This is a genomic window from Paraburkholderia sp. RAU6.4a, assembly GCF_050435625.1.
GTDB classification, from domain to species: domain Bacteria; phylum Pseudomonadota; class Gammaproteobacteria; order Burkholderiales; family Burkholderiaceae; genus Paraburkholderia; species Paraburkholderia tuberum.
Map to the genome: position 1 here is coordinate 1,593,634 of NZ_JBNDKQ010000003.1, position 12,591 is coordinate 1,606,224.

Annotated in this window: 10 protein-coding genes, 1 tRNA gene and 1 pseudogene; 7 read left to right on the top strand and 5 right to left on the bottom strand. The window is 62.3% G+C overall.

The window, feature by feature from the left end; all coding sequences use genetic code 11:
• The first annotated feature begins 80 nt into the window (after window positions 1-80).
• From rpoD to OKW40_RS31990, 3 genes are all read left to right on the top strand, one after another.
• On the top strand, window positions 81-2,471 hold the full coding sequence (gene rpoD / locus OKW40_RS31980; protein WP_184057451.1) for an RNA polymerase sigma factor RpoD: 2,391 nt from the start codon (window positions 81-83) through the stop codon (window positions 2,469-2,471).
• A gap of 154 nt (window positions 2,472-2,625) precedes the next feature.
• Window positions 2,626-2,713: transfer RNA gene (locus OKW40_RS31985), tRNA-Ile, on the top strand.
• Window positions 2,714-3,819: 1,106 nt separating this feature from the next.
• Window positions 3,820-4,962: a porin gene (locus OKW40_RS31990; RefSeq protein ID WP_429403810.1), complete on the top strand. Its 1,143-nt coding sequence runs from the start codon at window positions 3,820-3,822 to the stop codon at window positions 4,960-4,962.
• A 153-nt stretch (window positions 4,963-5,115) separates the two neighbouring features.
• Here OKW40_RS31990 and OKW40_RS31995 read toward each other — a convergent pair whose 3' ends face one another.
• Window positions 5,116-5,856, bottom strand: coding sequence for a porin (locus OKW40_RS31995; RefSeq protein WP_429493976.1), 741 nt, complete (start codon window positions 5,854-5,856; stop codon window positions 5,116-5,118).
• Window positions 5,857-5,911: 55 nt separating this feature from the next.
• Between OKW40_RS31995 and OKW40_RS32000 the strand changes: the two genes are divergently transcribed.
• Complete coding sequence (locus tag OKW40_RS32000) at window positions 5,912-6,178, top strand: transposase (protein WP_429493270.1); 267 nt, start codon at window positions 5,912-5,914, stop codon at window positions 6,176-6,178.
• Window positions 6,179-6,196: 18 nt separating this feature from the next.
• Here the strand turns inward: OKW40_RS32000 and OKW40_RS32005 are convergent.
• Window positions 6,197-6,863 (bottom strand): annotated as a pseudogene (locus tag OKW40_RS32005) (Crp/Fnr family transcriptional regulator); the annotation flags it as partial.
• Between the two features lie 124 nt (window positions 6,864-6,987).
• Between OKW40_RS32005 and OKW40_RS32010 the strand changes: the two are divergent.
• Window positions 6,988-8,622 (top strand): acyl-CoA synthetase, encoded by a 1,635-nt coding sequence (locus OKW40_RS32010; RefSeq protein ID WP_429493271.1) that lies wholly within the window; start codon window positions 6,988-6,990, stop codon window positions 8,620-8,622.
• A gap of 81 nt (window positions 8,623-8,703) precedes the next feature.
• On the opposite strand, the gene OKW40_RS32015 is transcribed toward OKW40_RS32010, so the two are convergent.
• Window positions 8,704-9,342, bottom strand: a complete 639-nt coding sequence (locus OKW40_RS32015) for a LysE family translocator (protein ID WP_184057444.1) — start codon at window positions 9,340-9,342, stop codon at window positions 8,704-8,706.
• Between the two features lie 492 nt (window positions 9,343-9,834).
• On the opposite strand from OKW40_RS32015, the gene OKW40_RS32020 reads away from it, so the two are divergent.
• Window positions 9,835-10,101 (top strand): H-NS histone family protein, encoded by a 267-nt coding sequence (locus OKW40_RS32020; RefSeq protein ID WP_184057442.1) that lies wholly within the window; start codon window positions 9,835-9,837, stop codon window positions 10,099-10,101.
• A 96-nt stretch (window positions 10,102-10,197) separates the two neighbouring features.
• Here OKW40_RS32020 and pcaG read toward each other — a convergent pair whose 3' ends face one another.
• Together pcaG and pcaH are read right to left on the bottom strand one after the other, a co-directional pair.
• Window positions 10,198-10,785: a protocatechuate 3,4-dioxygenase subunit alpha gene (gene pcaG, locus OKW40_RS32025; protein ID WP_429493272.1), complete on the bottom strand. Its 588-nt coding sequence runs from the start codon at window positions 10,783-10,785 to the stop codon at window positions 10,198-10,200.
• A 3-nt stretch (window positions 10,786-10,788) separates the two neighbouring features.
• On the bottom strand, window positions 10,789-11,493 hold the full coding sequence (pcaH, locus tag OKW40_RS32030) for a protocatechuate 3,4-dioxygenase subunit beta (RefSeq protein ID WP_429493273.1): 705 nt from the start codon (window positions 11,491-11,493) through the stop codon (window positions 10,789-10,791).
• A gap of 112 nt (window positions 11,494-11,605) precedes the next feature.
• On the opposite strand from pcaH, the gene pcaQ reads away from it, so the two are divergent.
• Window positions 11,606-12,559 (top strand): pca operon transcription factor PcaQ, encoded by a 954-nt coding sequence (gene pcaQ / locus OKW40_RS32035; RefSeq protein WP_090808443.1) that lies wholly within the window; start codon window positions 11,606-11,608, stop codon window positions 12,557-12,559.
• The last annotated feature ends 32 nt before the right edge of the window (window positions 12,560-12,591 follow it).

Sequence of the window (12,591 nt, forward strand, 5' to 3'; positions counted from 1 at the left end):
AAACATCGGATGGTATAATCAAAAGTTTCTAGCGGTTTGTTTTTTCAAGGGTTTTCCTAGCAAAGGCGAAAGGCGATGCGATGGCAAAGACGACAGGCGGAAATCATGCAACGGGCTCACGCGCTAAAGAGCGCACCGGAAAAGTTACCGAAGCCAAGCTGACTGCATCCGCCAGAAGAACGTCTGCTGTCAGCGTTGCACCGGCTGCCGGGAAGAAGTCGTCGACCACTGCGGCCGCGCAGGCCGCACCGGTTCGGGCGGCGAAAGCTGTAGCACCGCCGGCTGCCAAGCGGGCGGGTGTCAGAAGCGCAAGGGAAGCGGCTGCCGTTCAGGACGATGCGGTAGCGCGCGTGACTTCAGTATCCACGGTTCAACCGGCTGTTGTCCAACAGCCGGGGATCGAGACTACAGCCGGTACGGCGAACTCCATGACGAAAAAGCTGAATGAAGTACCCGTCGATGACGATGCAACCCAGACCGAAGAAACCGCTGCCGCCGCACCGGGCAAGCCGGAGAAGGTCAAGGCTCGCGACCGTCGTGCAAAGGAAAAAGCGCTGCTGAAGGATGCGTTCGCGTCGTCGCAGCCTGGCACGGTGGAGGAACTCGAGGAGCGTCGCTCCAAGCTGCGCGCCCTGATCAAGCTCGGCAAGGAGCGCGGCTTCCTCACATACGCTGAAATCAACGATCACCTGCCGGACAACTTCACCGAGACCGAGGCGATCGAAGGCATCATCAGCACGTTCAACGACATGGGCGTCGCGGTCTACGAACAGGCCCCGGACGCTGAAACGCTGCTGCTCAACGACAACGCGCCCGCGGCTTCGTCAGACGACGAAGTCGAAGAGGAAGCTGAAGTCGCGCTGTCCACCGTCGACTCCGAATTTGGCCGCACCACCGATCCCGTGCGTATGTACATGCGCGAAATGGGCACGGTCGAGCTGCTTACGCGTGAAGGCGAAATCGAAATCGCGAAGCGCATCGAAGACGGCCTGAAGCACATGGTGATGGCCATCTCCGCGTGCCCGACCACGATCGCCGACATTCTCGCGATGGCCGAGCGCGTCGCCAACGACGAAGCGCGCATCGACGAACTCGTCGACGGTCTGATCGACGCCGACGCGGCAGACGCCGACGGCTTCTCCGCGCAGGAGGCGGAAGCGATCGAGAATGAAGACGAGGAAGCCGAGGAAGAGGACGAAGAGGACGAGGAAGAAGACGATGGCGCGGCGCAAGCCACCGCCAACGCCGCGCAGCTCGAAGCGCTGCGGCGCGCGTCGCTCGAAAAATTCGCGTCGATCAGCGAATGGTTCGACAAGATGCGTCGCGCGTTCGAGAAGGAAGGCTACAAGTCCAAGTCGTATCTGAAGGCGCAGGAAACCATCCAGAACGAGCTAATGACGATTCGCTTCACCGCGCGTACCGTCGAGCGTCTGTGCGACACGCTGCGCGCGCAGGTGGATGAAGTGCGTCAGGTCGAGCGTCAGATCCTGCATACGGTCGTCGACAAGTGCGGCATGCCGCGTGCGGAATTCATCGCGCGTTTCCCGGGCAGCGAGACGGACCTCGAATGGGCCGACAAGATCGTCGCCGAAGGTCACGGGTATAGCGCGATCCTCACGCGCAACATTCCGGCGATCCGCGAACAGCAGCAACGTCTGCTCGATCTGCAGGCGCGCGTGGTGCTGCCGCTGAAGGACCTGAAGGAAACCAACCGTCAGATGGCGGCCGGCGAGCTTAAGGCGCGCCAGGCGAAGCGCGAGATGACCGAGGCCAACCTGCGTCTCGTGATCTCGATCGCGAAGAAGTACACGAACCGCGGTCTGCAGTTCCTCGACCTGATTCAGGAAGGCAACATCGGCCTGATGAAGGCGGTGGACAAGTTCGAATACCGTCGTGGCTACAAGTTCTCCACGTATGCGACGTGGTGGATCCGCCAGGCCATTACGCGTTCGATCGCCGACCAGGCGCGCACGATCCGGATTCCGGTTCACATGATCGAAACGATCAACAAGATGAACCGCATCTCGCGTCAGATCCTGCAGGAAACCGGTCTCGAGCCGGATCCGGCGACGCTGGCCGAGAAGATGGAAATGCCGGAAGACAAGATCCGAAAGATCATGAAGATCGCGAAGGAGCCGATCTCGATGGAAACGCCGATCGGTGACGACGACGATTCTCATCTGGGCGACTTCATCGAAGATACGAACACGGTCGCCCCGGCGGATGCGGCGTTGCACGCGAGTATGCGCGACGTCGTGAAGGACGTGCTCGATTCGCTGACGCCGCGCGAAGCGAAGGTGTTGCGCATGCGTTTCGGTATCGAGATGAGCACGGATCACACGCTCGAAGAAGTCGGTAAGCAGTTCGACGTGACGCGTGAGCGAATTCGTCAGATCGAGGCGAAGGCGCTGCGCAAGCTGCGTCATCCGAGCCGTTCGGACAAGCTGAAGTCATTCCTCGAAGGGAATTGACGGCGACGGCCGCGGTTGGCCGCAAATGATGCGATCAAAGGGGCCTCCCGGTCGTTTCGCCGAAGCGAAGCGGTTGCGGAGGCTCCTTTTTCGTGTAGTATGTCGGCCAATCGACGAAACGGGCCCGGCCTTCACGACCGGGTCTTTTTTCTTGGGGCTGGACGCCGTGTTGGTTGCAGGCAGTGGACTCATAATCCACCTCCGAAAGGACATCGTGGGTTCGAACCCCACCCGGCCCACCAAAGCATCGAAAAAAAGGGTTCCGAATTCCGGAACCCTTTTTTGTTTTTTGGGCGGCCTTCGGCTGCCTCAGCTGGGCGACCCAGTGCCAGCCGCAACCCCGGCGAGCGGCGTCCGTTGCCCCACACACCGCCCGACACCGACCCGCTCGCGCCAGGGCTCCTCGCCCGCGGACGAGGAGGCGCTTAAGCGCGCTCCGCGCCAGCCATAAGCGGTGATCACGCGTAATCAGGGAAACTCCGTGTAAAAGCGGGCGCAACCCCGCCGTTAGTTGAATGCGGAAGGCTTGTTGATGCATGCCGTCCGCTTTCAGCGCGGGTCTTGTCACGCGGTGGCCGGCGTCGCAATTCACCTCCGGGCAACGTCCGTGCTGAAGGCTTTTTCGAATCGCGCGCGCATCTTATAGAGACGTGACAGAGGGTGCTCACTAAAGCGAGAAATCAGAAGACCGCCGCAATGGCAGTGTCTCAATACTGAATGCTGATTCGACGCGGTGGGCTCGAACCGTTGCGCTGCCCGGGGGCGGCAGCGATTGCTTGCCTCGGTCAATAAAGATTAGGTGAATAAGCCGTCTTGGTGATTCGACGAGTTAATCGCCCCGCCGGAAACCATTAATTGGCGGTTACGCGAGGAAGACTGCATTTAACTCTATTAAGTTCCGGCGCTCCAAAAATAAATCTCAAACGACGCGGAAAACCGTCACTTCAACCATTTGATTACAAAAAATATCGGCCGGTCTTTTCGTCAATTTGCTCCGACCCGATTACGTCACGCGTATTAAAGCACTGTTGCAAACGCGCAACTTAGAATATTGACGCGTTGCAAATTCGTTTTGGGTGGAGCTGGCGATCCGGCACCTTGATCTTGCAATAAACGGTGGAAAAACAAGAAGTTATCCCCATCGGCTGCAACATTGTTGCGAATTTCGAAAAATCCTGTTGCGTGAATTGCCTGCGTCGGTACCAGGGTGTCCCCCTACACTCACGCTTCGCTTCAAGGGTGCCCGGTCGATCCCCACGGTTCGGCCAAGCGGGCGGCGGCAAATGCGATGCATCGGCTGCTGAAGCAGGTCCTGCTCCCCGTATAAATTTTTCGAATTGGAGTTCCCATGAAAAAGAGTCTCATCGTCGTTGCGGCTGCCGCATCGTTCGCTTCGGTCGCTCACGCACAAAGCAGCGTGACCCTGTACGGTCTGCTCGACGCAGGTCTGACGTACACCAGCAACGTTGCCCACAACTCCAAGTGGGCAGCAGGTAGCGGCGGCATCAACCAGAGCATGTTCGGCCTGCGTGGTTCGGAAGATCTGGGCGGCGGTCTGAAGGCAATCTTCACGTTGGAAAGCGGCTTCAACATCAACAACGGCAAGTACGCTAACAACAACGGCATGTTCAACCGTCAGGCCTTCGTCGGTCTGTCGAGCTCGCAATTCGGTACGGTCACGCTGGGTCGCCAGTACGACGCAGCGCAGGACTACCTCGCACCGCTGACCGCAACGGGCAGCTGGGGCGGCACGTACTTCGCGCACCCGTTCAACAACGACAACCTGAACACCAACGGTGGTCTGTCGGTCAACAACTCGGTCAAGTACTCGAGCGCTAACTACGCTGGCTTCACGTTCGGCGGCACGTACGGCTTCTCGAACCAGGCTGGTGGCTTCGCAAACAACCGTCAGTACAGCTTGGGCGCCGCATACCAGTGGCAAGGCCTGCACCTCGGTGCTGCCTACGCTCAGCAAAACAACCCGGCTGCTAACGCAAGCGGCGCATCGGACGGCGTTCTGGCGAACACCGCGGGCGTGCTGCAAGGCGACTTCCGTCAGCGTCAGTTCGGCGCAGGCGCTTCGTACGGCTTCGGCCCGGCGCTGGTTGGCGTGGCATGGACGCAATCGCGCGTCGACAACCTGGTTGGTGAAGCTCCTGGTCAGCGTCAAGGCCACACCAACAACTACGAAATCAACGGCAAGTACAACGTGACTCCGGCTATGGCTCTCGGCGTCGCGTACACGTTCACCGACGCGCGCGGCTACGGCATCAACGCCGACGGTAACGACATGAAGACCCGTTACCACCAGATCGGCCTGCAGGCTGACTACTCGCTGTCGCGTCGCACCGACGTCTACGCTCAGGCTGTGTACCAGCACGCAATGGGTGACGGCGGCGTGGCTTCGATCTACAGCGGCGACAACACGGTTCCGACCTCGTCGTCGAAGAACCAGACGGCTGCTACGGTCGGTCTGCGTCACCGCTTCTAAGCTTCAGCAGAAGCTGCCTGTAGTACAGAAAGGTGCCGTTCGCGGCACCTTTTTTTATGCGCGCGGCAGACCGGTGAGCCGGTTTCCGTATGCGAGGCGAAAAAAACGGGCGTCCCTGGGGACGCCCGTTTTGCCATGACGACGTGAAACGATTCAGAAAACTGTCCGCAAACCGAGCGCAACGCCGGTCTGGTTGTCGCGGCCCGGCAGTTCGACCGTCGCCGCGCCCGACACCTTGTCGAAATCGACGGTGCCGTACACCTCGGTGCGCTTCGACAGCGCGTACTCGGCCAGTGCGACGAACGTGTAGCGATAGCCACTGCCGAGCTGACCAGCGCCGATCGCCGCGTTCGACATGTCCGACAGCGGACCCGCCATGTACGACAGCGTGAGGCCGTACATGTTGCCCGCGCCGAGATGGCCTGGCACCTGGCCCGAGAAGCCGCCGCCGCCGGTCGATTCCGAGTTCGTGCCGAATGAGTACATCGCGGCCACCGTCAGGCCTTTGAACGTGCCCGTGTACCTGATCGCGTTATCGGCGTAAAGCCCCGCGCCGAGCGCGCCAAGCAGCCACGAGTTCTCGGTGTAGTTGCCGACCGTGAGCGGGTCGTAGGTGTCGCCGAGCAGGTCGAACAGCGGCGTCTTCTGGCGACCGAGCGTCAGCGTGCCGTACGGACTGCTGACGCCGACATACGCGTTGCGGTTGAAAATGCGCCGGCTATCCGAGGCCGAGCCGTCCTGCAGGTTGATGCCGCTTTCCAGATCGAAGATCGCCTTGAGACCGCCACCGAGGTCTTCCGAGCCGCGCAGACCCCAGCGGCTGTTGGTGATCGCGCTTTGTGCCGAAGCTTGTTCGGACGTCACGGCAACGGCGCCGCCGCCGGGCGCGCCGATGATAGATCACCGTCCGTGCCGCGCCGTCGCCGCTCTCGCGCGATGACCTATTGCCATGTTTGACAATTATGATGACGGCCCGCGCCGTGGTCGTCCGCCGATCGAAATTCGCCACGTGCTCAATAGCGTGATGTGGGTGCTGCACGCGCGCGCGCCGTGGAGCGCAATGCCCGAGCACTACGTCCCGTACCAGACCGCGCATCGCTACTATCTGCGCTGGAAAAAAACGGGCGTGTTGAGCGCGATCATGCTCGCGCTGTTCAAGACCGACGACGCTCTCGAAACGCGCGCGACGCGCAAGGGCGGCGTGCGCGCCCGGTAGCGAGCGCCAGTCGCGTCGCTAGATCTGTTCCCGCCCGTACGCAGCCAGCCGCTCGAGATCGAGCACCTCGATCCGGTTATACGACAGTCGCAAAATCCGCAGTTTCTCGAGGGCCTGCAGCGCCTGATTGATGCGCTGCCGCGACACTCCCGCGAGCAGACCGACTTCTTCCTGTGAAAATCGCCAGTGTGGGACCCGCGTCCGGATACAGATCCGGGGTGAACAGCTGCGCGAGCGATTGCGCGACGCGTGCGTCCACGTCGAGCAGCCGGGTGTTCTGGATCGACGCGATGAGTTCCCCCATCCGGTTGTTCAATTGCCGGATCACGAAGCCCGTGAACGGCAGACTCGATTCGAGCAACGCATGGAAGGTCGCGGACGGCACGAACATCACGAGCGACAGCTGGATCGCGGCCACGTCGTATTTGCGCAATTCGCGCTTGATCACGCTGCCTTCGCCGAACCAGCCGCCCGGCGGCACGCCCGACAGCGTGCAGCTGCGGCCCGAGGCGTTGTAGATAGCGAGCTTGACGAGCCCCGAGTGCACGCCGATCCAATAGTCGGACGGTTGCTGGCGGCGGGCGATCCACGCACCGCCTTCAAAGTGCTCGGCGTGTGCGCTGGCGAGCACCATCGCCTGATGATCGGCGGCGAGCGCGCGAAACCACGCGCACGCGACGAACAGTCGCGCCACCCTGTCATTTGAATGACAGACAGTTCATGACGACAATTGCTAGGCTTGACCCTGGTTCATTCATAGAACACGGTCAACAATCGGCGGCGCGGCTCGCGCCTCAGGAGACGAATCAATGACACAGCACATGTTCGACGAAGGCCTCGGGCGGCGCGAGGCCAATTATGTCCCGTTGACGCCGATCGATTTCCTCGTGCGCGCAGCGCAAGTGTATGGCGAGCGGCTCGCGATCGTCCATGGGGAGATCCGCCGCAACTGGCGCGAGACCTATGAGCGTGCGCGGCGGCTCGCGAGCGCGCTGCACGAGGCCGGCATCGGCCGCGGCGAGACGGTCGCCGCGCTGCTGCCGAACATCCCGCCGATGGTCGAGGCGCACTTCGGCGTGCCGATGGCCGGCGCCGTGCTGAATACACTGAACACGCGGCTCGACGTCGCGACGCTGCTGTTCATGCTGCGCCACGGTGAGGCGAAGGCGCTGATCGTCGACACCGAATACGGCGAGTTCGCGCATCGCGCGGCGCTAGAATTCCCGGAGCTCCGCGTGATCAGCGTGGCCGACGCGCAGCCCGCCGACGCCGCGCAGTTCATGCGCGCGACGGACTACGAGCAGTTCCTGCAAACCGGCGACCCTTCCTTCGAGTGGACTCCGCCCGCCGACGAATGGGACGCGATCGCGCTGAACTACACATCGGGCACGACCGGTGACCCGAAGGGCGTCGTCTACCATCACCGTGGCGCTTATCTGAACGCGCTGAGCAACATCCTCGAATGGGACATGCCGAAGCACGCGGTCTATCTGTGGACGCTGCCGCTGTTCCACTGCAACGGCTGGTGCTTTCCGTGGACGGTGGCCGCCCGCGCGGGCGTCAACGTCTGTCTGCGCAAGTTCGACGCGAAGATCGTGTTCGAGTTGATTCGCCGCGAACACATCACGCATTACTGCGGAGCGCCGATCGTACAGAGTTCGCTCGTGAATGCGCCGGCCGAATGGCGCGGGGGCATCACGCATCGCGTGTCGACGATGGTCGCGGGCGCCGCGCCACCGCCCGCGGTGATCGCGAAGATGAAGCAGATCGGCTTCGATCTGACACACGTGTACGGGCTCACCGAAACCTACGGGCCGGCGGCTGTCTGCGCAAAGCAGGACGAATGGGACGTGCTCGACGATCAAATTCGCGCCGACCTGACCGCGCGCCAAGGCGTGCGTTATCACCTGCAGGCGGCGGTCGCGGTGCTCGATGCGGACACGCTCGCGCCGGTGCCGGACGACGGCGAAACGATCGGCGAGATCATGTTTCGCGGCAACATCTGCATGAAGGGCTATCTGAAGAACGAGCGCGCGACCGAAGCGGCTTTCGAAGGCGGCTGGTTCCATACCGGCGATCTCGGCGTGCGCACGGCCGACGGCTATATCCGCATCCGAGACCGCAGCAAGGACATCATCATTTCGGGCGGTGAGAACATTTCGAGCATCGAGGTTGAGGACACGCTGTACCGGCATCCCGCGGTGTCGGTGGCGGCGGTGGTCGCGATGGCCGATCCGAAGTGGGGCGAGGTGCCGTGCGCGTTCATCGAGTTGAAGGAAGGCGCGCAGGTGACCGAGGAGGAAATCATCGCGCACTGCCGGCTGTTTCTGGCCGGCTACAAGTTGCCGAAGGCGGTGCGCTTTGGCGAGTTGCCCAAGACGTCGACGGGGAAGATCCAGAAGTTCGAGTTGCGCGCGCGGATCAAGGCGGAGGGGAAAGGGTAACGCGCCGCGATCACCGCTGATTCAGGGCGGCGCGAGTGGCGCGCATCGAGTCACGACGGTGCGCGCCGCTTCGGGTTGCCGTCAAATTCCCACCTTGTGCGCGTTAAAAATCAGCCGCAGGCCCAGCGCGGTCACCGCGCTCGCGGCGATGCGATCGATCCACCCCTTCCAGCGCAGATAGATTTCGCGCGGCCGTTGGCTCGAAAAGCACAGTGCGACGATCGTGTACCAGCCCGCCTCGATCGCGAAGATCGCCGGCGGCAGCGCGAAATAGCACCACACCGGCGGATGTTGCGGCAGCAGCGCAGCGAAGATACTGCCGTAATAGACAGCCGTTTTCGGATTGCTGAGCTGCGTGCTCAAGCCGATCCAGAACGACTTGCGCGGATTGCCGCCGCTGCCGGTTCGCGTTTCGCTGAACGCGAGCGGCTTCGCGGCGCCGCGCCAGATTTTCGACGCCAGATAGACCAGGTAGACGCCGCCGGCCACTTTCAGCCCGACGTAGAGCCATTCGACCGTCGCGAGCAGCGTATAGAGCCCGAGCAGCGCGATGCCGCTAAAAAACACACCGCCGATACCCATGCCGAGCGCTGTCGCGAGACCGTCGCCGCGCGACAGACCGATCGCATTGCGTGCGACGATGACGAAGCTGGGCCCCGGACTCATCGCGCCCAATAGCAGCGCGGCGAGGATCGTGAGGATGGCGGTCGAGGCGGGCATGGTCGTGTCTCCTGATGTCGGGCCGATGCCAGAAGTTCTGGCGAATACAGAGTCTCGCATTGTCCGCCAATCGCGCGGCGGAAGCCACGAATACCGAAAACTCGGAAGTCGCGCAAGCAGTGCAATTAGAAAAAGTTCTTTGCTGCGGCCAAAATACATCGAATGCTAGAATGACTCTCCATACGCGGAAGCTCCCTCGTCACGACGAGGCGACGCACGACGCGAAACACGGGCGCAATTCGAGCCACGCCGATTTTTCGAGTAGCCGATTCGCCTGATCCCAGCGCTTCAACTCAGGCGCTTTACTTCAGGCGCTTTAATTCAGGATCTGACAGGCATCTCTTGCAAATGCGGGTTTTCACGCATTTGCATGGATCGCGTGAATTCGTCGAATTGCTTCCATTCAAATTGAATTACGCACGACGAGCCTCGCGTTGCTATGCGAGTTGCCCGTTTGTCTAATGCCAGCAAGAGCTGCGACACCAATACGTTATGAAACAACGAGAAGGACAACAACGACTGTTCGAACGCCACGAGAACCTGCGCGAGCGCATGATCGCGTGGATCCGCCGACGCATGGACGACCACGGCATCACATTCGAAGCGCTGGCCGAATCGCTCGAAGCCGATGCGAACGCCGTGGCCGCGGTGCTGTATCGCGACGCGTTCGGTAACACGTGGGACGGTCGCGGCGATAAACCGGCGTGGCTCGCGCGCGCGATTCACGCCGGACAAAGCATCGATCATTTCCGCTGCTGAGCGCGCGCAGGCGCACCGCGAAACGCCCGCGCGAAAAAAAGCCCGCGCAAGGCGGGCTCGATCTTTACTGCTCGGAGTCTCGCGACGAATCGCGCATCACAGGTCGAAAAACACGGTTTCCTGATCGCCCTGCATGTGGATGTCGAAGCGATACACGTTGGCCGTACCGGCAACGCGGCGCGCGATCAGCGTATTACGGCGCTCGGCCGGCACCGACGCCAGCACGGTGTCCTGCTCGTTCGCCTGCGCTTCGTCCTCGAAATAGATGCGCGTGAACGTGTGCAGCAGCATGCCGCGCATCGTCAGGATTACGTCGATGTGCGGCGCTTCGTCGGGATTCGCGCGGCCCGGCTTCACCGTCTCGACGATGAAGCGCTTGTGCGGATCCGTGCCCGTACCGACGCGCGCAAAGCCGTGAAAGCCGGTCTTCAAAATTTCTTCGCGCGATTCCGGATAGTGGCTGTTCGAGTCGACTTGCGACATCTCGATCATCGCGTCGCCGATCACCTTGCCGTCGCCGTCGAACACCTGACCGACGATCGTGATGTGCTCGCCGGCCGCTTCCATGTCGGCCAGAACGTTCGTGAACAGGCTCTTGAAGTCGAAATCGTATTGCTGCGGGCAAAGACCGTAGGCGAAGTACGGACCAACGGTTTGCGAAGGCGTTTGCTTGAGAGTCGTCATGGCTTAGCGCTCCATCGGGGTTTCGTTCGGGCCGCGCAGCACGATGTCGAAATCGTAGCCGAGCGCGTAGGCCTCTTGCGTGGTGTCGAGCGAGAACTTCGAGACCATGCGCTCACGGGCGTGCCCGGGCGTGCCCTGGTAGATCGGGTCGAATGCGAGCAGCGGATCGCCGGGAAAGTACATCTGCGTGACGAGACGCGAGCCGAAGTGGTCGCCGAACAGCGAGAAATGGATGTGCTGCGGACGCCAGGCGTTCGGATGGTTGCCCCACGGATACGCGCCCGGCTTGATGGTCATGAAGCGGTAACGGCCTTCGTTGTCGGTGATGCAGCGGCCCGCGCCGAGGAAGTTCGGGTCGAGCGGCGCGTCGTGCTGGTCGGCCTTGTGCACATAGCGGCCGGCGGCGTTCGCTTGCCAGACTTCCACCAGCGTGTTGCGCACCGGGCGGCCGCCTTCGTCGAGCACACGGCCCGTCACGATGATGCGCTCGCCGAGCGGTTCGCCATTGCGCACCGCGTTGCGGGTCAGGTCGCTGTCGAGCGGGTCGAGGTCGTCGGTGCCGTAGACCGGTACGCGCTGGTCGCGCACCCGTTCCTTCAGCGGAATCAGCGGATGCGACGGACCGCGTTTGACCGACGAACCGTACGGCGGATAGATGTACTCGGGATGGGACGCGAAATCTCGCGGCGAAAGAATTGAATCTTCCATGAGGTGTCTCCGTTGGAGGAATCGGGGGGATGCGACGTTATGACTCGCACTTTATACAAAACGTGCGGTTATGAAAAATGACGTTTTTGCCCGTTTCGTATAACCTTCCGTTATGCAACGCAGTCTCGCGGATAGCCGCGTCAAATTCCGTCATCTCCAGTGCTTTCTGGCCGTCGCGCAGTTCGGCAGCGTCCAGCGGGCGGCGGACAGTTTGTCCATCACGCAGCCGGCGGTATCGAAGACGGTCGCCGAGCTGGAGACCATTCTCGGCGTGAAGCTGTTCGAGCGCGGCCGTCACGGCGCAGTGCCGACGCGCGAGGGGCAGCTTTTCATGCCGCACGCGAGCGCCTGCGTGAGCGCGCTGCGCCAAGGCGTCGATCTGCTTGCGCGGGCCGAGGGCGCGGCCGCCGCGACGCTCGAAGTCGGTGTGCTGCCCACTGTCGCCGCGGTGCTGGTACCGCCCGTGCTGAGACAGTTCGCGACGCAGTGGCCGCGCGTGATCGTGCGCCTCGCGACCGGCGCAAATCCGGAATTGCTCGAACGCCTGAAAGCGGGGTCGATCGAATTCGCGATCGGCCGCCTCGCGGACCCGGAGCGGATGGTCGGCCTGAGTTTCGAGCAACTGTTTACCGAGCCGCTGATCGCGGTCGTGCGCGCCGGGCATCCGCTGGCGCAAGGGAAGGCCTTGCCCGCCACGTCGCTGGAGGAATTTCCGATCGTGCTGCCGCCGTTCGGCACGCTGATCCGCCAATCGGCCGAGAGCCTGCTCGGCGCGTGGGGCGTGCCGCCGTTGTCGGCGTTCGTCGAGGTGTTGTCGGTATCCACGGGGCGCGCGCTGACGCTCGAAAACGGCGCGGTGTGGTTCGTGCCGCAAAGCGCGGTCGAATACGAACTCGCGCACGGCATGCTGGTGCGCTTGCCGCTGCCGTTTGCGGGCACCGGCGAGCCGGTGGGGCTGATTCGTCGCTCGGATACGCAGCCGTCGACGGTGGGACGCGCGTTCATCGAGGCGGTGCGCGAGGTCGCGCGGGGCAGACGGTTGCGAACGCCCCGCGACCCGGTGTAAAAACACGGTGCGAAAGCCGCCGCAGACCGTTG

What these genes read in the sequence shown, in the direction of transcription:
- rpoD (WP_184057451.1), top strand. Translation starts at nt 81, where the DNA reads ATGGCAAAGACGACAGGCGGAAATCATGCAACGGGCTCACGCGCTAAA.
- OKW40_RS32010 (WP_429493271.1), top strand. Translation starts at nt 6,988, where the DNA reads ATGACACAGCACATGTTCGACGAAGGCCTCGGGCGGCGCGAGGCCAAT.
- pcaQ (WP_090808443.1), top strand. Translation starts at nt 11,606, where the DNA reads ATGCAACGCAGTCTCGCGGATAGCCGCGTCAAATTCCGTCATCTCCAG.
- OKW40_RS32020 (WP_184057442.1), top strand. Translation starts at nt 9,835, where the DNA reads ATGAAACAACGAGAAGGACAACAACGACTGTTCGAACGCCACGAGAAC.
- OKW40_RS32015 (WP_184057444.1), bottom strand. Translation starts at nt 9,342, where the DNA reads ATGCCCGCCTCGACCGCCATCCTCACGATCCTCGCCGCGCTGCTATTG.
- pcaH (WP_429493273.1), bottom strand. Translation starts at nt 11,493, where the DNA reads ATGGAAGATTCAATTCTTTCGCCGCGAGATTTCGCGTCCCATCCCGAG.
- pcaG (WP_429493272.1), bottom strand. Translation starts at nt 10,785, where the DNA reads ATGACGACTCTCAAGCAAACGCCTTCGCAAACCGTTGGTCCGTACTTC.
- OKW40_RS31990 (WP_429403810.1), top strand. Translation starts at nt 3,820, where the DNA reads ATGAAAAAGAGTCTCATCGTCGTTGCGGCTGCCGCATCGTTCGCTTCG.
- OKW40_RS32000 (WP_429493270.1), top strand. Translation starts at nt 5,912, where the DNA reads ATGTTTGACAATTATGATGACGGCCCGCGCCGTGGTCGTCCGCCGATC.